This is a genomic window from Dyadobacter arcticus (assembly GCF_011762185.1).
GTDB classification, from domain to species: Bacteria; Bacteroidota; Bacteroidia; order Cytophagales; family Spirosomataceae; genus Dyadobacter; species Dyadobacter arcticus.
Genome location: NZ_JAASQJ010000005.1, coordinates 294,568 through 313,230, shown reverse-complemented (window position 1 = coordinate 313,230; position 18,663 = coordinate 294,568). Strand labels below are relative to the sequence as shown.

Annotated in this window: 17 protein-coding genes; 12 read left to right on the top strand and 5 right to left on the bottom strand. The window is 44.1% G+C overall.

Annotation, left to right across the window (positions count from 1 at the left end):
• The 6 genes from FHS68_RS22880 to FHS68_RS22855 all read left to right on the top strand — a co-directional run bounded on the left by FHS68_RS22880 (position 1) and on the right by FHS68_RS22855 (position 8,425).
• Positions 1 to 1,461 carry a M57 family metalloprotease gene (locus tag FHS68_RS22880; RefSeq protein ID WP_167275440.1) on the top strand — a complete coding sequence of 487 codons (1,461 nt, stop codon included), beginning with the start codon at positions 1 to 3 and terminating at the stop codon, positions 1,459 to 1,461.
• A gap of 26 nt (positions 1,462 to 1,487) precedes the next feature.
• Positions 1,488 to 2,099: a DUF3455 domain-containing protein gene (locus FHS68_RS22875; protein ID WP_167275437.1), complete on the top strand. Its 612-nt coding sequence runs from the start codon at positions 1,488 to 1,490 to the stop codon at positions 2,097 to 2,099.
• A gap of 176 nt (positions 2,100 to 2,275) precedes the next feature.
• On the top strand, positions 2,276 to 2,908 hold the full coding sequence (locus tag FHS68_RS22870) for an HD domain-containing protein (RefSeq protein WP_167275435.1): 633 nt from the start codon (positions 2,276 to 2,278) through the stop codon (positions 2,906 to 2,908).
• 40 nt (positions 2,909 to 2,948) lie between these two features.
• A complete protein-coding gene (locus FHS68_RS22865) occupies positions 2,949 to 3,689 on the top strand; it encodes a DUF2490 domain-containing protein (protein ID WP_167275432.1) in 741 nt (246 codons plus the stop codon).
• 315 nt (positions 3,690 to 4,004) lie between these two features.
• Positions 4,005 to 5,510: a choice-of-anchor A family protein gene (locus tag FHS68_RS22860; RefSeq protein ID WP_167275429.1), complete on the top strand. Its 1,506-nt coding sequence runs from the start codon at positions 4,005 to 4,007 to the stop codon at positions 5,508 to 5,510.
• A gap of 206 nt (positions 5,511 to 5,716) precedes the next feature.
• Positions 5,717 to 8,425 carry an ABC transporter permease gene (locus tag FHS68_RS22855; RefSeq protein WP_229212029.1) on the top strand — a complete coding sequence of 903 codons (2,709 nt, stop codon included), beginning with the start codon at positions 5,717 to 5,719 and terminating at the stop codon, positions 8,423 to 8,425.
• A gap of 345 nt (positions 8,426 to 8,770) precedes the next feature.
• On the opposite strand, the gene FHS68_RS22850 is transcribed toward FHS68_RS22855, so the two are convergent.
• Positions 8,771 to 9,103 (bottom strand): ArsR/SmtB family transcription factor, encoded by a 333-nt coding sequence (locus FHS68_RS22850; protein WP_167275427.1) that lies wholly within the window; start codon positions 9,101 to 9,103, stop codon positions 8,771 to 8,773.
• A 114-nt stretch (positions 9,104 to 9,217) separates the two neighbouring features.
• On the opposite strand from FHS68_RS22850, the gene FHS68_RS22845 reads away from it, so the two are divergent.
• Positions 9,218 to 9,919, top strand: a complete 702-nt coding sequence (locus FHS68_RS22845) for a low molecular weight phosphatase family protein (RefSeq protein WP_167275425.1) — start codon at positions 9,218 to 9,220, stop codon at positions 9,917 to 9,919.
• Between the two features lie 108 nt (positions 9,920 to 10,027).
• Here FHS68_RS22845 and FHS68_RS22840 read toward each other — a convergent pair whose 3' ends face one another.
• Positions 10,028 to 10,435 (bottom strand): EthD family reductase, encoded by a 408-nt coding sequence (locus FHS68_RS22840; protein WP_167275423.1) that lies wholly within the window; start codon positions 10,433 to 10,435, stop codon positions 10,028 to 10,030.
• 124 nt (positions 10,436 to 10,559) lie between these two features.
• Here FHS68_RS22840 and FHS68_RS22835 point away from each other — a divergent pair, with 124 nt between their 5' ends.
• The 5 genes from FHS68_RS22835 (at position 10,560) to FHS68_RS22815 (ending at position 14,331) form a co-directional block, all read left to right on the top strand.
• Positions 10,560 to 11,426 carry a LysR family transcriptional regulator gene (locus tag FHS68_RS22835; protein ID WP_167275420.1) on the top strand — a complete coding sequence of 289 codons (867 nt, stop codon included), beginning with the start codon at positions 10,560 to 10,562 and terminating at the stop codon, positions 11,424 to 11,426.
• Between the two features lie 303 nt (positions 11,427 to 11,729).
• Positions 11,730 to 12,701, top strand: a complete 972-nt coding sequence (locus FHS68_RS22830) for a zinc-binding alcohol dehydrogenase family protein (protein WP_167275417.1) — start codon at positions 11,730 to 11,732, stop codon at positions 12,699 to 12,701.
• A gap of 121 nt (positions 12,702 to 12,822) precedes the next feature.
• On the top strand, positions 12,823 to 13,251 hold the full coding sequence (locus FHS68_RS22825; protein WP_167275415.1) for a helix-turn-helix domain-containing protein: 429 nt from the start codon (positions 12,823 to 12,825) through the stop codon (positions 13,249 to 13,251).
• Positions 13,252 to 13,321: 70 nt separating this feature from the next.
• Positions 13,322 to 13,897 carry a Panacea domain-containing protein gene (locus FHS68_RS22820; RefSeq protein ID WP_167275412.1) on the top strand — a complete coding sequence of 192 codons (576 nt, stop codon included), beginning with the start codon at positions 13,322 to 13,324 and terminating at the stop codon, positions 13,895 to 13,897.
• Positions 13,898 to 13,905: 8 nt separating this feature from the next.
• A complete protein-coding gene (locus tag FHS68_RS22815) occupies positions 13,906 to 14,331 on the top strand; it encodes a hypothetical protein (RefSeq protein WP_167275410.1) in 426 nt (141 codons plus the stop codon).
• Between the two features lie 330 nt (positions 14,332 to 14,661).
• Here FHS68_RS22815 and FHS68_RS22810 read toward each other — a convergent pair whose 3' ends face one another.
• From FHS68_RS22810 to FHS68_RS22800, 3 genes are all read right to left on the bottom strand, one after another.
• Positions 14,662 to 15,069 carry a hypothetical protein gene (locus tag FHS68_RS22810; protein ID WP_229212028.1) on the bottom strand — a complete coding sequence of 136 codons (408 nt, stop codon included), beginning with the start codon at positions 15,067 to 15,069 and terminating at the stop codon, positions 14,662 to 14,664.
• A 105-nt stretch (positions 15,070 to 15,174) separates the two neighbouring features.
• Positions 15,175 to 15,363: a type II toxin-antitoxin system HicA family toxin gene (locus tag FHS68_RS22805; protein WP_167275407.1), complete on the bottom strand. Its 189-nt coding sequence runs from the start codon at positions 15,361 to 15,363 to the stop codon at positions 15,175 to 15,177.
• A gap of 694 nt (positions 15,364 to 16,057) precedes the next feature.
• A complete protein-coding gene (locus tag FHS68_RS22800) occupies positions 16,058 to 18,583 on the bottom strand; it encodes a hypothetical protein (RefSeq protein ID WP_167275406.1) in 2,526 nt (841 codons plus the stop codon).
• Positions 18,584 to 18,663: the final 80 nt, after the last annotated feature.

Below are 18,663 nucleotides of genomic sequence, written 5' to 3'. Positions count from 1 at the left end.
ATGAAAAAAAGTGTAATCGTAGCAATCCTTGCTACCCTGTTTCTATATGCCTGTCAGCGCGATATTGTGGAAAAGGCGAATCCCGATCCAGAGGAAAATAATGGAACGTTGTCGATTGAGCAATTAAAAGAATCTCTATCCCGCAGCACCGGTGCGGCGAAGGACGAAATTATATATGCTCCTACTGATACCTCTTTCGTCATTGAAGGGGATATGACAATATCCCGAAACGAGGCGGAGGGATTTTATACGGAAGGTTCGGGAGCGGCGGGTACCCACCAGCGCTGGCAATTCTTGGTGGGCGATAATTATGCAGGCAACATAAAGGTTTTTATTCAGCCTAACGTTCCAGTCGAATGGGTTACGGCAACGAAGGAAGCCATAGCCGAGTGGAATGTCATGAAGGGGACAAAAATCAATTTTGTCCAGGTATTCAACAGCAACGGGGCAAATATTAGCGTCCGGGTTATTAATGATCCCACTGAGCCTATTGGTAGGGGTAAATTACCTTTTTCCAATGGACAAGCGGGAAGCCTAATAACCATCAATATGCATTACAATTACCTTTCGACCCGTACCAAAATAACAACGATGGTACACGAGTTGGGGCATACTATCGGATTGTTGCATACAAATAAGAATGAATATGGGGACTTTCCGGTACCTATTCCCGGTTCACCGGTCTCGGATCCCTATTCTGTAATGAATTCCAGCGTAAGGCACGATTGGGTAGCATTTACGAGTGGGGATGTTAAAGCGGTTCAGACCCTGTACCCGGCGGGGGATTGGGTTCAGTTTCCTGGGTCTGCAACTGACTTTGCAGTTTCAGCTAACGGGAGAAATGGCTATGCCATCGGTCAGGACGCCATGCCAGGTGGCTATGGTATTTACAAATGGAGCGGCAGCAGTTGGGACCGCTTACCGGGAGCTGCTGCCAAAGTTGCGGTAACCCCAGAAGGTGTACCCTGGGTTGTAAACACTTCAGGAACGATCTACCGTTTCAATGGAAGTTTATGGGAGCAATATCCCGGTTATGCAAAAGACATTGCTGTTGGAGGCGATGGCTCAGTTTACATCGTCGGCGGAGCAGCCATCTTTGGTGGTTATGGTATTTATAGATGGAACGGCAGCACTTGGTTAAAACTACCTGGTGCTGGTTTGCGAGTCAGCGTAGGATTGCCAGGCGTCTTGTGGATAGTCGATGACACCGGCAAAATTTTTAATTTAACTGGCAATAACTTGAAAGAAATGCCAGGATTAGCCCATGATATTGGCGCTGGTGCTGACGGAACCGTTTACATGCTCCAGCGCACACCTGTATATGGAGGCTATACTGTTTACAGGTGGAGTGGTATCTATTGGAGCAAAACGAATGGATCCGGCATTTCGATCGCTGTTACCGATAAAGGAATTCCTTGGGTGGTTAACAATCTGGGAAATATCTGGTATCAAAATTTTTAATCCTTCACAACTTAAAACTTACCTAAATGTTAAAAAGACTGCATTCACTTAAGCATATCACTGCGATTGCCCTACTTGCGGCCACATTTCTCACAGCCTGTACCGATCATGTTGAGCCTGATCCTTCGTTACCTGCTGAACAGATTGCACGGGCGTTGGCGCTGTCAATCCCTGCCCAGGTAGCATTACCTGCCAATCCGAACGGAAATACCATTTTGGCGACCTATTTCGCAACCGGGGTTCAGCGATATAGGGCTCAGGAAAAATTTTATAGCAATCCTGTATCTTATGAGTGGGCGTTCGTCGCGCCGCAGGCAGACTTGTTTAATGTCTCCAATGCAAAAATCGGGACGCATTTTGGTGGTCCGTCGTGGACTGTAACTTCCAGCAATTCTTTGATCGTGGGCCAGCCATTTTCTCCTGCCAAGACTGCAAATGTCGATCCTGAGAGTGTGGATTGGCTGTTGCTAGCGACAAAAACCGGAACTATACCAACCGGCCGATTTGAAGATGCGGATTACATTCAGCGCATTGCAACGAAGGGTGGTAAAGCGCCAGCCGTTCCGCCATCCAGTTTGCAGCAAACCTCAGATGTTCCGTACACGGCAGTTTATATTTTCTCGAAGATCAATCCGTGAGGGTAAACGTATAATTACTATCGTTTTTAGCCACGAGTACACCGCAGCTGCGGTGTACTCGTGGCTAAAAAATTTCTTCAATGAATCGGGAGAGTAAGGACTGATGAGTGAAGAGATAGTTTATTACTTTTGCGAATGACAATATTATTTTAATTAACCATCTGATCATTGATATAATGGCGACAATTGCACAGCTTACTGCTGTTATGGATGTCCTTAAACTGGCCGAACGGTTGAAATTTGAGCTTCGTCACAGCTATACTTCGAGCGGACGACAAGAGAGCGTAGCGGAACATACCTGGCGTATGTCACTGATGGCTGTTTTAATGGAGCCATACCTGGAACAGAAAGCTGATATGGCCAAACTTCTCAAAATGGTCATCATTCATGACCTGATTGAAGCCGAAGCTGGTGATATGTCAGTGCTCGATATCTTACGAGACCCTTCCCTCAAATTGGTCAAACAACAACGTGAAATACAGGCAATTGAAAATCTGCGTGAAAAATTGGGAGAGCCTTTGGGTGCGGAAATCTATGCGCTTTGGTTCGAGTTTGAGGATAAATCAACTTATGTTGCCAAGGTCGCCAATGCCTTTGACAAGCTCGAAGTACAATTGCAGCATAACGAAGCAGACATAACCACCTGGGAACCAATTGAGTATGATCTGTCCTATATGATGGATCGCCACGTTGGTTTTGATGCCAATTTAAAAATGTTAAAAGATTTGATCGAAGAGCAAGCCGACCAAAAAATGAAGCTATCTGGTGTGGACACGGCCGCAATCCGATCAAGGGTGCTTTTCGCCTGAGTTATGTCAGATATTTTGCTTTATTGAACTAAACAACGTTATGAAACACCCCCGGACCTTGTTCCTCTTACTTTTCATCCTTTTTACCCTTCCAACATCTGCCCAAAAACAGGTCAACAAACAGAGTGGCGTTTGGTTGGGGTACTTCAACCAAACCAGAATAACGGATAAATGGGGACTCTGGCTGGACCTTCACGCAAGAAGAACTGATTTTCTGGACCGTTGGGCAACCCAGATTGTCAGGCCGGGGATCACGTATTATGCGAACGACCATTTGAGGTTTACGGCCGGTTATGCTTATGTCCGCAGTTATCCTGCTGTCGGGCTCCAGACGGTCCGACCGGAAAACAGGTTATGGCAACAGATACTCTGGACAAGCCGTCAAAAGCGTTTGCAAACCCAGCAATGGATCCGGCTTGAAGAGCGTTTTAACAGGAAAATCGCAAATGATCAATTGCAGGACGGTCATAATTTCAATTTTCGTTTTCGCTATTTATTAAATCTGATGGTCCCGTTGAACCGGGATTTTATCGAACCCAATACCCTGTTTTTTGCATTCAACGACGAGATTCATATCAATGCGGGCAAACAGATCACCTACAACCTTTTTGACCAGAACCGTGTTTTCGTCGGTTTGGGTTATCAATTTACAAAAGCGTTGAATTTACAGGTCGGCTATATGAACCAATTCCAACAGCTGCCTTCCGGCAATCATTTCAACAGCAACAATGTGCTGCGTGTATTTATGTTTCATAATCTGGATCTTCGGACAAAAAAGTAATCGGCATCCGACCGGAAACACTTTCAGAGCTCCCAATTCAGGATTTCCCCCCATACATCTAGTGCGATATAGCTTGCACAGCCTGACGTTATTTCGTCAAATTTAAATAGCTGCTCACCTACTTTTAAATTCCGCTATTTCTACAAATGACCTCGGACAAAACTTAGCTGTTCTGTTGAAATTCTTCGTCCTTTCTGGGCCAAAATAACGATTTATAGTTAGATAAGGGATAATAAAGAATTTCCTTGGATTCTACATATTTCATTCTGTAAATTCCTGGAACAGTTTACTCAATCTCTTCTCTATCAAAATGTTATGAAAAATTTTTCTAAATTTATTCACGCCTTACAGTCTGTAAAATTCTATCAAACAGCACTAATTAGTTCGTTTTTTTTCTTTTCGCTTTCGCAGCAGGCGAAGGCACAGGGTAATCAAACCATGCTGACAATCCCTGATGAATTTTTATCCCCCGATTTTAAGGGAACGGGTAATTTTAACGCAATCATTTTCGGGAATTTTCAAAGCAATTCGGGCGATGTGGAGGGACGGCTGGCGGTTGCCGGAAATTTTAACCTCACTACAGGCGGGTATAGCGTGGGCACGGGCACCATGGGTGTAAATGCGCCGGACCTAACAGACAACCTGGTCGTAAACGGCATATTCAACAACGCTGGCGGTGGCAACTGGGGCCTAAGAGGAAATTTGGTTTACAATACCGCTCCGGGAGGCAATGTGTTCCCCAGTCTGCTTGCTCCGGGCTCAACCATTACCGGCGGAATTGTTGACCATATTTTGTTTTCTGACAACACGCTGCTGGATTATTACCGGACGCTCAGCGGGCAGTTGGATGCGTTGACAAACAACGGATTAATAACCTTCGACGGATACCATGTTTACACGCTTACCGGAACCAGTGATGGAGTAAACATTTTTGATATCACGTTACCCGACAACATGAGCAGTGATGAGATAAGGGTTGTGATACCGGAGGGTTCATCGGCGATCATCAATGTCCTTAATCAAACGCTTTCGATCAATGGTGGCAGTATGAAAATGAACGGTGCTGACTCAGAGAATGTAAGCGTGCTGTTCAATTTCCCAAATGCAAACTCGATTTCTCTGGCGCATTATAAATTTTTGGGAAGCTTTTTAGCGCCTAAGGCAGGTTTGAGTGGTAATGGGGGTTCAATTAACGGGCAGTCGATTATCGGCGGAAATTTTGATCAGCAAGGTGGATTTGAATTCCATAACTTCTATTTCACCGAAAATTTATCTACGCTACCGGTTAATCTGGTGCAATTTTCTGCTTCGAAGGAAGGTGGATCCGTCAATCTCGACTGGACAACCGCATCGGAAACAAACAGCAGTCATTTTGATATCGAGCATAGCGTTAACGGGAAATCCTGGAACCTGATTGGAACGGTATCTTCTCACGGAGAAAGCAGCCAGTCATTGTATTATACTTTTACGGATCAATCTCCTGTTGAAGGTGAAAACCTATATCGCCTCAAAATGGTTGATCGGGTGACGGACCGTCGAGACGCTACCTTTGCATACAGCCGGATTCAGAGCGTAAGAATAGAAACGGGTTCAGCGATAACCATATATCCAAACCCCACTGTTGATAGAATTCTGATCAATAATAACACAAACGTCAAGTTGCTGACGATCACCGATCTGTCAGGACGAAAAGTATACCACTCACAAGAAATCACATCCGCTGGCATTGATTGTAAAAACCTGACACCCGGCATGTACGTCATTACCATCACGAGGACGAATGGGGTGATTGATTCTAAGAAGGTGTTGATTAGGAACTAAGAGGAAAAAAGTTTAGCCACGGGTGCACCGCAGTTGCGGACCGCAAATATTCACGAATAACTACGCTTATTATTCGTGCTCATTCGTGCATTCGTGGCTAAAAAATGCCCTAAGCTCCTTTGTCATCACAGCTCCCTTAAATTTAATATCATTTTGTATGTATTATAAATCTCATTTTACATACATTTACGTAATTAATACCGGCCATGAAAGGTACAAACCAACAGCAACACCATCCGCCCTCCTGGGCGCAGCGATTTATAGAATGGTATTGTAAGCCCGGGCTCGTGGAAGATCTCACCGGGGATCTTAATGAATACTTTGAGCGGAATGTACGGTCCCTCGGGCCGCGTCGAGCCAAGCTGATTTATATCATCGATGCTTTCAAGTTTTTCAGAATCTATACGGTAAGAAAACCTAGCCTTGTCAACCTTTTTATCAATTGGATCATGATCAGAAGCTACTTCAAAACATCGGGACGCAACTTATTGCGCAATAAACTGTTCTCGTCCATCAATATTGCCGGCCTTGCCATCAGTATGTCGGTTGGATTACTGCTGATCGCGTTTATGCTTGACCTGCGTTCGTACGACAAGTTTCACGAGAACGGCGAGCGGATATATCGTATCACCAATGTAGCAACTTTCAAGGGTGACCAAGGCAGCGGATCACGACCGGAAAAGTACGCATCAACATCCATAAAGACCGGAAAGCTCATTCGGGAGAAGGTGACCGGCGTTGAAGAAGTAGCCATTATGGGCAATGACTTTTCGCAGGATGCGAAAGTTGGCGACCGAATTCTTCCCGTCAAAGGCTTCTGGGCGGAACCGTCGCTGTTTAGGATTATGACATTTCCAATGCTGGAAGGAAATCCAGAAACGGCATTGCGCGACCCTTACTCGATCGTTCTCACGGAGACGGCAGCAAAAAAGCTTTTTGGCAGCGAACCTGCGCTTGGCAAGCCAATCAAATTTGATACACTCGATTACCAGGTTACCGGTATCATGAAAGACGTTCCCTTCTTTTCACATATCAACTTCGAAGCACTGGTATCGCTTTCAACGGCTGAACAAACTGGCAAACGGGATAAAAATTTCGCAGCATGGACAAACATGTTTTCGAATTCCGTGTATCTCTTACTACCAAAAAATGCTGACGTCGCTTCCACCCGGGCTTCCATCCAATCTCAGCTTGACGCAATTGCGATGGAGGAAAACCTGGCAGAGGAAGACACAAAAATCCAATTGGAACTTCTTCCCTTATATAAAATAGTGGTAGGGGAGGATCTCCGTTCCGGCTCCATGAGCGGTTCCGTAAGTCCTCACATGCCTACTGCTGTGCTTTGGATACTCGGCGGACTCGCATTCATTGTGATATTGTCTGCGTGTTTCAATTACACCAATCTTTCAATTGCACGTGGTATGCGCCGCTTTAAGGAAGTAGGTCTTCGTAAAGCGATTGGTGCCCAAAGGAGCCAGGTACGTCAACAGTTCCTCGCGGAATCGATCATGATCTCCCTGGCAGCTCTTTTTCTATCCTTTTGTATATTCCTGATCTTGCGGCCACAGCTGATCAACATGGCCCCGGAGATGCAGCGCACTGTGAAGCTTAACCTCACCCCGGCAACGGTATTGGCATTTATAGTCTTTTCGATCACGGTAGGTATTATCGCCGGCTTCATGCCTGCCATGTTTTTTTCGAAAACCAGCGCGATCAATGCGCTCAGGAATGTGTCCGCTCCGGCGTTCCGGTCAGCGAAAGTTTTTAGACAAGTAACACTCAGACGCGCTCTGGCGGTGGTTCAATACACAGTCACACTGATCTTTATCACGACCACTGCCATCGGCTATGTGCAGTACAAGAACATTCTTGCATTTGATCTGGGATTTAATACAGAAAATATCCTGAACATCAATATGCAGGGTAATAAGCCTGATGAACTTATCAAGGAATTGAGCGAGATGCCTGAGGTAACTGCATTGTCGCGGTCACTGATAATCACCAGCGTTGGGAATGCCTGGGGCGGCTTCATTAAATACAAAGATTTCCGTGACTCTGCACTGGTGATGACCAACAATGTAGACGAGAACTACTTGCCGCTGCACGGGTATAAGCTCATTGCCGGGGGAAATTTCATTACAAGACCCACAACAGCCCAAGCCGTCAGCGAGTTGATCGTTAACGAGGAGTTCTTAAAACGATTTAACATCAGCGCCAGCGACCCAGGGAAAGCGATTGGGGAAGAGGTTTCATTCAGTAATTTCAACGTTCAGGGACGTAAGATGACCATTGTTGGCGTAATGCAGGACTTTCATTATGGAAAGGTGGACAACCTTATCGGACCTGTAGCCTTCATGCCCTGGACACCGGGAGACGGGGCGATCATCAATGCCAAAATACAAAGTACTAACATGCCCGCGACCCTGGCAAAGATAAAGTCCACTTGGAAGAAGGTCGATCGTGTCCATACATTTCAGGCCAAATTTTATGACGAAGAAATTGAAGAGGCGTACAGCGAATTTTCCACCATGATCAAAATCATTGGATTCCTTTCATTCCTCGCCATTTCCATTGCGTCCATGGGGTTGTTTGGAATGGTTGTATTCACTACTGAAACAAGGATAAAAGAGATCGGCATCCGAAAGGTGATGGGCGCCAGCTCTGGCAGTCTTATATATTTGCTGAGTCGCAGCTTTCTGTTACTGCTGTCGATATCGGCATTCGTCGCCCTGCCTGTTACTTACCTTTTCTTCGAGAATGTACTGCTCAGAAATTTCCCCTACCATGCCCCTGTCCAAGTCGTCGAGCTGTTCATTGGCTTGCTGGCGGTATTGTTAATCGCAATCATTATGATCGGATCGCAAACGATGAAGGCAGCCAGGACTAATCCGGTGGAAGTGCTTAAGAGTGAGTGATGGGCAGCCCGAATCACTTACATCGGAATGCCTGTAACGTTCCAAATGACAAGGATCCGATTAGAAAATTGTTGTTCCAGTTTAGTTAAGCCCAGCTTGTTGCAAAGTACGGTTCAGAAATTTCGTTGAGTATACTCAAAAGAGGAAGCTTTTGAATCGACTGCACTTAGAGATAGTGACTCGGAGACGATTGCTTTACAAGCTTAATAAAATAGATTATTACTAGCAAACGAATGGTTGAAAATCTGAATGTTAACTCATTGATAGCAAGGCAGGATAGGGATCTTAAAGGCCATCAACGCTAAATGCAATATTACGATTAACAATCTCAAAAAGATACGCTGCCTAGTTACAGCAGGAGGATGTAAGGGCAAATGTAGCATGCAATGCCCCAAAAGTTTTTTGTGCTTCCTCCCACACAACCGGATTAATACAATAGCAAACCCGTGGCGGATTTATTTCACCATGAATGATTCCAATCCTTTTCAGTTCTTTCAAGTGCTGGGATACGGTTGCCTGGGCTAGTTCGAGCTCATCAACCAGGTCACCACACACACACGCCTTCCTGGCAATCAACAATTGCAGGATCGCAACCCTGGCCGGGTGCGAGAATGCCTTGGCCAGATCCGCGATACGGTTCTGCTGCTCAGTGAATATTTCAGTCTTTGTTACGCCCATGCCGCAAATATAAGGCTCAATTTTTCAATTGCATTATTACGATAAGGTTTTTTCGGTTCGATTAAATCTATCGTATCTTTACGATTGATTTAATCATTTTTAATTCGATAAGATATGAACCTGATCATTTTGTTAACTATAACCATTTTAACCACTGCTGCGACTATGCCATCCGACCATCCTGACGACAAGAAATCCCTAAATCCCGAGCTAACCAGCTACATTAACACCATTAAAAAAGACTTCTCGAAGATACCTGAAGACCGCATCGCAGAACTTGACAAGATTGCCCTATTTATTCAAAAGCAAGTAGAAGCCGGGCAGCCTGTGCGACTGACTTATATTTGTACCCACAATTCCAGACGCAGCCATTTTGGACAGATTTGGGCAGCTACTGCCGCTGCCTACTATGATCTCCCCGATGTGATAACATATTCTGGCGGCACGGAGACCAGTGCGTTTAATGAAAGGGCGGTTGCTGCATGCGAAAGAGCCGGTTTTGATATTACAAAAACATCAGAAGGCAAAAACCCGGTCTATCATGTAAGCTATGCGGCTGATACAGAACCTTTGAAGGCATTTTCAAAGAAATATGATGACGCCAGTAATCCCCAAAATAACTTTTGCGCTATCATGACATGTTCGCAGGCTGATGAAGCTTGCCCAGTTGTGAAAGGTGCTGCTGCGCGAGTTGCCGTCCCTTATGATGACCCAAAAGAGTTTGACGGTACAGCGCAGGAGGCTGCAAAATATGACGAGCGTTGCAAGCAGATCGCGACAGAAACACTTTATGTCTTTTCAAAAATAAAAATTTAAGCTCAGGGCTAAAAGGAAGCCTTTTCAACATGCATTTTAAGTGAATCACTTTTCAGTAACACTTTTGTTGATGGGAGTGTGTTCAAGCCGATTAACACCTGGAAATCCTTACTTTGTCACCTCACTCACCAAAATGACAGGCGTGATATTGGTATAATTTTGAAAATCCGCACGAATGGCGTCTCTATTCGGCCCGATGGCCGCTTGATAATCGGTTATGCTTTTTACGTAGAATGTGCCAATAGCCATAAACGGCAGTGGTTGGTTGGGAATACCACTGGCAAGCCCTTTTTCAATGGTGTATTTAATCAAATTTGATCCTAAAAATCCTGCTACCATTGGCATGTGCTTCGTTTCATAATACTCCATATTAAAGGTTTTACCTTCGGCATAAGGGTACATGACGGAAACTTTAATCAAGCCTTTTTCACCAGCAGCCACGTTCTGCTTTTCCTGACCAAACGCTGCGAAACAAGTGGTCAAAAGGATCAACGATACAAATAGTTTTAATTTCATGGATAAGTTTTTTAAGTGAAATAATGTTCATTTTGAAAGAATAGCCCACAAATATCAACACAACGCCTTAATTTGCAAAACGCTATTTTCCGATGAAACCAATCGAAAAAAACGATTTGAAAGTATGGAATTAAGACAGCTCAAATATTTTTTGAAAGCCAAAGAGTTATTAAATTTCACAGAAGCTGCAAGGGCCTTGAACATTAGCCAAAGCACTTTATCTCAGCAGATTAAGCAGCTGGAAGATGAGTTAACCGTGCCTTTGTTTAACCGCATAGGAAAAAGGATTACACTTACGGAACCTGGTAAGCTATTTAGTGAATATGCTATGCAGAGTATAAATAGAGCTAATGAGGGACTATTGCTCTTACAGGATTTGAAAAATCTGAATATGGGAAAAGTCACGATTGGTGTTATTTACTCCATGCGAATTCTATTTGCCAAAATATTGGTACAGTTCGCAAGTCAATATCCAAATATCAAAATCCAGGTTGTATTTGGCACCACGAAAGACCTTCTCGAAAGACTTAATCTGCACCATTTTGATTTTATTTTGACGTTCCATGAAGAATTAAGGGAACCTCATTTAAAATATCAGACACTTTTAAAAGCAAATATGGTGTTGGTAACTGGCAGCAAATCACCGTTGTCCCAAAAAACCAATATATCCCTCCAGGAAGTGGCCGGGCTGCCAGTGGCTCTACCTTTCAGTGGTAGCAGTACGATCCAGTTTTTTGAGGACTCATTCGGGCAAAAAAATCTGGTGCCGAATATTTGTATGGAAATAAATGATATCCCTACTTTATTTGAAATTGTAAAAACAGGGCATTGGCATACCATATTGAGTGATACCAGTGTAAACGATCCCGATGTAGTGGGTATCCCTATTGATGGAAAAAACATGAGGCGAACCATCATGATTATTTCCCTCAGAGAAGCTTATGAAAAGAAAGCTGTGAAAAAGTTCTATGAGATGCTGGCCGAAATTTAAAGTTCTTACCTAGCTGCTCGCCACCTCGACAATGTTGTAAATCACGGTTATCTGGCAGTTGATTTTTCCTTTCTCCTATCCGGCTTTGTAATTGGTTTAATATTATTACCAGATTCCACGCGGCTCCGGCGGAGCCTCCTGGAAATCTCCAACCAACCAATCGGGAGGCCCCGCTGAGGCCAATGCCCTGAATGTATTATTTTTTTCTAGAAACAGGATGCCGCTCTGCGGCCCTGCGCAGCCAGGATTTCGATTTATCTATATTGTATCTCCAATTGAATAAATAGAGCGACATTGTAACATATGAAAGCAGCCGTCATACACCACGCAGGCTCCGCAGGCCAATTGATTCTGGAAGACCGTCCTTTGCCAGTGCCGCAGGCAGGGCAGGTTTTAATTAAAATAAAAGCATTCGGACTCAACCGCTCGGAGCTCATGACGCGCAAAGGCTACTCACCGAATGTGAAATTTCCCCGTATTCTTGGAATCGAATGTGTTGGAGAAGTAGAATTTGATCCATCCGGGGAAATGGAGAAAGGTCAGCAGGTGCTGGCGTTAATGGGTGGAATGGGCCGTGATTTTGATGGCAGTTATGCCGAATTTGCTGTTTTACCCAAACATTTGCTGCGTCCATTCAAAAGTAACCTCTTATGGCAGGTATTGGGCGCTATTCCAGAAATGTTCCAGACGGCGCACGGCTCACTGTATCTGGCCCTGGACGTTCGGAAGGGCGAAACCCTGCTTGTCAGAGGCGGGACTTCATCGGTGGGTATGCTCGCAATTCAAATGGCACACCGCGCGGGACTGACCGTAATTGCTACCACACGCAACGCCGGCAAAGCGCAGACATTATTGGATAATGGCGCTTCTCATGTGCTGATCGACGATGGTCATTTAAGAGAAAAAGTAAGCGAAATCTTCCCAAATGGGGTCGACAAAACATTGGAACTGGTCGGCACATCAACGTTGAAAGATTCGCTGGAATGTCTCAGGCCGGGCGGCACGGGTTGCATGACTGGCATGCTTTCGGAAAGCTGGACGGTACCCGATTTTGCACCGATGGAATTCATCCCGGCAACCGTACGGCTTACCATATACGACAGCGGACAACTTACGAGCCCGGCCCGGGATTTTCAGGAGTTTATCGATTCCATTGAAGCCGGCGAGATCCTGCTTCCGATCAGCAAAACCTTTCATTTAGAGGAAATCGTCGAAGCCCACGAGTTTATGGAAAGCAACCAGGGGGCGGGAAAAATTGTGGTTTTGACGGGATGATCATGAGGCGCATTGTTTCAAGATATCCGCCCCAGTAATTTACATCGCAATGCCTGTAAATTATCCGGAAACTTCCCGGCGGATTTATATAAATTGCCTTTTTAACCAAACGCCTCTCCGCATGACACCCACTACCTCCAACCCCAAAATCCACGAAGGCCGCAACCTGAAACGCTTCCGCGAAATGCTCGGGATCAAACAGGATTTCTTGGCGTTCGAACTCGGCGAAGACTGGAACCAGCAAAAAATATCTCTACTTGAACAGAGGGAAAAGATCGATTCTGAAATTCTGGAACAAGTTTCGGCTATTCTTAAAATCCCTGCCGAGGCGATTCGGAATTTTGATGAGGAGCAGGCGATTAATATTATTGCGAACACATTTAACGTTGAAAAAGACGCCTACATTGGGAATTCAAATGGAACCTTCCATATCAATCCAATCGAAAAGATCATCCAACTTCACGAAGACAAGATTGCGCTTTATGAGCGGATGTTGAAGGAGAAGGATGAGATGATGGGGCGGTTGGAGCGGTTGATTGAGGGGAGGTAGGTTGCATCCGCAGAGTCCATATTTTGATATTACTTTTGCACTCGTTATACACATACCACCTGACACAGCTATGGAAAGATTCAGAACTGAAAAATCACTTCAAGCCCTTGTTCGCTTCGGCAATCTTGGTGGCGGCAGCTTGAACAAAATGAAAGCGCTGAAACTGATTTGGCTCTCCGATCGATATCATTTAAGGCAATACGGCCGGACAATCACCGGAGACCAATATTTCGCCATGAAAAATGGCCCCGTAGCTTCCTGCACATTTGATTTGTTGAAAGGCTCTGGCGTCTCCTTTGATAGAGAAGCAATCCAAAACATTGCTAAGTATTTAACATTCAGCCAATATAACTACACAGTTCACGGAGAGGCTGACATGGATGCTTTTTCTGAAACAGATACAGAAGTAATTGATCTGATTTGGGAAAAATACAAACACTATGACCATTTCGCTCTATCAGAACTGTCCCACAACTTTCCTGAATGGATTCGCTACAAAGCAAACTTCGAGAACGCCGTAAAAGGCAGGTATGAAATCATCATGGATGATTTCTTTGTGAATGTGAACGATAAGATAGGCTTGTTCAATGACAGTGAAGAATTCCTAAACGAATCCAGAGAAATTTTCCTAGAATTCTCTGCTTAATCGGCCAGATGGAAGTTAGTTTTGAGGCCTTCTATCAGGTACTTAAGGAAAAAAGTATCCTTTATTTTTCGCTTAACTACCAAGGCAATCCCGATCGACATTATTATGTATTGCTTGACAAGGGCACCGAAGTCCTATTGTTTTCCGTATGCACTTCCAAGCTTGATACAATTTTGAATTTTGTTAAAAAGCGTAACCTCGATTATGACACGATTGTCTTTATCGAGAGCGAGCCGGATAATCCTTTCAGCAAGAATACCTACATTAATTGCAACAGCCCGGTTTCAATTCCTTATAGCGAGTTTAAAAAAATGTTTAAGGAAGGGAAAATAAAGTATAAGGACCAATTGGACGACCGGTATTTTGACCAAATCATCAATGGGATTTTAAAAAGTCGATTGGTGGAACGGAGGATTAAGAAGCTATTTTTGTGAAGAGGGTTTTCCTCGTTAGGCGTGTATAGGTAACTTACATAGCAAAGCCCGTAAATTATCCGGGAGGCGGGGACGAAATACTGTCGAATTTGGCGATTGAACCAATTATAGCACTCCGAAGACTAGAATCTGGAAAAGACAGTAATCAATAAAGCCCGAACTGAAAACTGGATTTACCATCATTACCCAACAATACATATACCTGCGAAATCTAGCTGTATTTGAGTATTCAAGTGGAATCAGTGCGTTTCCAGGGATATAAATGATGACTTATTAAAAAGCCTCGAACAACAGTCCGAGGCTTTACATATCGATGACAGCCCAACTAATCTACTTACTGGTATAAATGTGAACATTTGAAAGCCGTTGCCCGAGATGACGGACAGCACTTTCTAACTTTTCTGCTTGCTTGGCAGATGGGAATTTCTTCCCAGTAGCATATTGCCTCACCAGACTTCCATTAAGTCCGGACGCCTTCGCTATCTCAGTAATATTGAGAAAGCGGAACTCCTCAAAAAAGGCCGTCAGATCGTATTCAATTTTAAAGTTTATCTGATTTGCGTCCAGTCCATGGAAATCATGCAATAGGTTTTTCATATTCGATTCAAGTTTCTCCATATCAGAAGCCTGTTCTACGATTAGATTATCATCGTAAAGCACTCTCCCAAACAAAGAACCGTCTTGTCCTTCCACGATTAACTCAATATCATGGACAGGACTTGATGCGTCGTGGTTCATATTTCCATTTTTCCCGAAGTTTTGTTTGAGTTGCCTAACATCATGTTGTTGTTTTGGTTTACATTATATGTTCACAATTATCCTGCCTGAAAGCAGGCGAACTTGTCATTTCAAGCCCGCCTGTTTCAAAATGCCATTTAAAGTGCCTCTTGGTATTTCATCTTTTCCTTTATAGGAAACAGTTATTTTCCCCCTTTTTTCAGGATGAATATACTGCTGATGGCTCGTACCATTTTGCGACTTCAAATACCATCCGTCCTCTTTCAGGATTTCAAGTAATTGTCGTGCCGTCATGTCAAGGAACTTATGGATGAGCTCTGTTGCTATCCAATACAAAGGTAACATAATTGTTACTTATTGCAAATATTTATTTGTTGTTTATGTACCCGCTCAGAACCGGGCGTTATCCACAAGCTCTTTATAATCCTCAAAGGCACTGTAGTTGAAACCACTACTTTGCTGACAATCAGCTGAGGTGGTAACCGGTTTGTTTTCGTCGAGTCTTGGATGCACTTGCAGTTTGATAGCCATGATGATTTTTGGAGCTAAAATTCAAGTCCGACTACAGTCGATTACAATTGACTTGGAGAGTATGTACTGCACTTTGTATTGCGCAAGAAAAAGCACTTAACAAAATTTGCTAAGTGCTTCACAATCTTGTGGTCACGTAGGGATTAGAACCTACGCTATAACTTATTGATAATCAATGCCTAAATGTCGCTCAAAAGGGCTGCTCACCGACTGCTCACCTGATTTTAGGATTGGTGCAACCGATAGTCAAATATAAATATAACCGGCTTGCTGACAAGATATTACATCAAAAATCAAATGAAAAGGTCCAGGCCGGGCGACCGGTGCCATTCTAGTCGCTTTGGGCCCCCCACCATGGGCTCTTTTTAATGCTAATTTACGCTGGACCAACCATTGATAATGCCGGTCAAGTTTACCACCGACCAGCTCGCCGTCGGCGAGCCGACAAAAGTAAATGTCATTCTAATGTCACAAATCCAATCGCAATACCAGCTATTGATTTTGTTTCTTGTGCTGGCATAATAGAAATCTGCAAAGTCTCAATGCTGCTCAAATCAAACACGCTACTATCTGGGGTAGTCGCTAAAGCATAGGGCAAAAAGCCTGGATAAGGCCGCGGCAAGCTAACGAAATCTACTTTTTTGAGATCATCCAGCAAAACAGAATAAGCGCCATTTTTCGCTTCAATGTTCACTGTCGCTCCGAATACTGAACCGTCTTTTCCGATCAATGCCAGCTCAACCGCACAAGATTTTTGATTGAGCGAGTGACCGTAAAAGACCAGTTTTTTCTTACTCAAAAGATCTCCGGTGCGACCCGCTATTTTGTCCTTAAAATTGTATCGCATGGCATAATCTTCCGGTTTTTCAGGGCTGATATTTAGCACAGAAGTGCCATTATCGCTGGTTGAAGTTAATTGTGATGTTTTCAGATAAGGTCTTAACAACTGTTCATGGTCCGTACCTGCATTGAAAATAGTAACCAGAGCAGATTTCGGCAGAACACGCATTTGAAAAGTTGTTTCGTCGTCACTTTCAGTCGCATTGGTTATTTGCTCAGGGTAATGCTTTTCCGCTCCATTTTCCTCTATAATGATGTGATATTTAACAACTTCCCCATTCAATGCATTCACTGGAATTTTTGCCAGGTAATGATAGCCGCTTTCATGCGTAAGCTTGAAATCCGCAGACTGTCCCTCTTTCGACAAAACCCTCACTAGCGCTGCCTCCGTTTGTTTTAAAGAAACGATCTGAACTTTAATATCCACGCTCTGTCCTGCCGATACTTCCTGGATTGGCTTGTGAAGCACATAGGTTTTCTTCAATGTGGTTGACGGGGCAACAAACTCGTTGAGTGTGATATTTTTCCATTTGCTATCCGCATTGAATTTGCTTGAAACGCCTTTTTTGATCAACATATAAGTGCCTGGAGTGATGTCAAAGGTGTTGTTTGAAGATTTCGACGGAGGGTTAGTGTTTCCAGCATTCAATGGTTTAATCTCAAAATCATTGCCCAGATCCGGTAGCTGAACCGACATGGGCCATTTACGCCAATTGATGACAGCGAGCGTTTTATCCAGACTATTAAAACCAAAAGGATCTTCAAGCCAGATCCCATCAGGTAAAACTTCCAGCCGCCAGACGCCGCTTTCCAATTTATCCAGAAAATAGGCCCCTGTTCCTTCATACTTCACGATAGCAGAATTTCCGAAGCCGCTGATATGTTCCAATGAACCTGCATTCGGCGGAATTGTAGCTGTATTATTTGTGTAAATGAACTTTTCCTTCGTCACCAGTTCCGCCAGATCCTCACCATAACTTACTCTGAAATCGCTGAAAGAAGTATCTGCGGGGAATTTCCCGAAATCTTTATAAAGTGGAACATTGTGAAAAACTTCCGAGGCAATTTTCAGACTTAATGCTTTCTGTGGAGTGTAAACCAGGTTCATGTAATGCGTGTCGTACTCGGTGTTCGCATAGGCAAAAAACGTCGGGTCATAGGCGAAATGCGTAGCGAGCTGCATGCCAGCGGTGCGAAAACTGCGCGCCATAGCCGGATAAATGTAGGAACGCCCCACATCAGCCGCGTCAAACTCGTAAACGATCTTTGCCATTTTTTGAAACTTGGGATTGGCGGCAAAAGGGATGTTATAATCATCCACATTCGGGAGCAAATTTCCCATGATCTCGTGCTTGGACTGCAAACCGGTGGGATACCATTGAAACGTACCGCCTTGAATATCAGCATCAAAATAACCCTGAGCCAGGTGAATGCTGTGGCTGATGTTATAAAAGACCGGCTTTTTACAGCCGGTCTTTCGCATGGAAGTCACCATACCATTGATAAAAGCCGTCACTTCGCTTGCCTTTCTGCCATGCTGCGGCTCGTTACTGATCTCAAATGCGATTAGATCCGGCTCGTTTTTATAAGCAACGCCCGTGTAAGGATTAACATGATTGAGAAACTGAAACAGGTAATTTTGCTGCGCCTTTATGGCATCCGGATTGGTCAGACAGGCAGCTTTCCCATATTTCCGGGAAAAACCCGGCGTTTTCTCGTCCTTTTCCGGCCAGCCGTTTCCCCAGTAAGCAATGGGCGTAAGGACAAATTTAATCCCCCGCTCTTTCATCTTTTTCAAAGCATAATCCAGCGATTTTAAATGCTCGTTTTCCAGCAGATTTCCTAACGTATCGCTGATTTCTGTATCCCAGACATGGACACGGTATAAGTCGAAACCCAGCCGGGAAAAATGGTAAACGTCATCGTCTATTGCCTTTTCAGGATTTACATTCAGCTGCTTCGCAACACGGTAAGCATAAGCAAACGGAACCGTGTAATTCGCCCCGAAACCTTGTACTTCCTTGTTCGATGCTCCCCAGCGCATCACGCCATCTTTGTCAACATAGACATCGTTGGATTTCTGGGAAAAGGCGATTGGCCCGGCAAAAAGAAAGAATAATAGAAAGGTTTCAAAAAGCTTCATTTCAACAAAAAGTTAAAGGGCAAAAGTTAAATGGCTAAGATCTATAAGTTTAATGACGACTGAGTGGTTGACCATTGACT

Bases quoted from the DNA above. Each gene is read 5' to 3' on its own strand.
- FHS68_RS22810 (WP_229212028.1), bottom strand. From the start codon at position 15,069: ATGAACCACGACGCATCAAGTCCTGTCCATGATATTGAGTTAATCGTG.
- FHS68_RS22840 (WP_167275423.1), bottom strand. From the start codon at position 10,435: ATGAAATTAAAACTATTTGTATCGTTGATCCTTTTGACCACTTGTTTC.
- FHS68_RS22830 (WP_167275417.1), top strand. From the start codon at position 11,730: ATGAAAGCAGCCGTCATACACCACGCAGGCTCCGCAGGCCAATTGATT.
- FHS68_RS22850 (WP_167275427.1), bottom strand. From the start codon at position 9,103: ATGGGCGTAACAAAGACTGAAATATTCACTGAGCAGCAGAACCGTATC.
- FHS68_RS22805 (WP_167275407.1), bottom strand. From the start codon at position 15,363: ATGACGGCACGACAATTACTTGAAATCCTGAAAGAGGACGGATGGTAT.
- FHS68_RS22880 (WP_167275440.1), top strand. From the start codon at position 1: ATGAAAAAAAGTGTAATCGTAGCAATCCTTGCTACCCTGTTTCTATAT.
- FHS68_RS22815 (WP_167275410.1), top strand. From the start codon at position 13,906: ATGGAAGTTAGTTTTGAGGCCTTCTATCAGGTACTTAAGGAAAAAAGT.
- FHS68_RS22860 (WP_167275429.1), top strand. From the start codon at position 4,005: ATGAAAAATTTTTCTAAATTTATTCACGCCTTACAGTCTGTAAAATTC.
- FHS68_RS22835 (WP_167275420.1), top strand. From the start codon at position 10,560: ATGGAATTAAGACAGCTCAAATATTTTTTGAAAGCCAAAGAGTTATTA.
- FHS68_RS22800 (WP_167275406.1), bottom strand. From the start codon at position 18,583: ATGAAGCTTTTTGAAACCTTTCTATTATTCTTTCTTTTTGCCGGGCCA.
- FHS68_RS22875 (WP_167275437.1), top strand. From the start codon at position 1,488: ATGTTAAAAAGACTGCATTCACTTAAGCATATCACTGCGATTGCCCTA.
- FHS68_RS22820 (WP_167275412.1), top strand. From the start codon at position 13,322: ATGGAAAGATTCAGAACTGAAAAATCACTTCAAGCCCTTGTTCGCTTC.
- FHS68_RS22845 (WP_167275425.1), top strand. From the start codon at position 9,218: ATGAACCTGATCATTTTGTTAACTATAACCATTTTAACCACTGCTGCG.
- FHS68_RS22865 (WP_167275432.1), top strand. From the start codon at position 2,949: ATGAAACACCCCCGGACCTTGTTCCTCTTACTTTTCATCCTTTTTACC.
- FHS68_RS22855 (WP_229212029.1), top strand. From the start codon at position 5,717: ATGAAAGGTACAAACCAACAGCAACACCATCCGCCCTCCTGGGCGCAG.
- FHS68_RS22825 (WP_167275415.1), top strand. From the start codon at position 12,823: ATGACACCCACTACCTCCAACCCCAAAATCCACGAAGGCCGCAACCTG.
- FHS68_RS22870 (WP_167275435.1), top strand. From the start codon at position 2,276: ATGGCGACAATTGCACAGCTTACTGCTGTTATGGATGTCCTTAAACTG.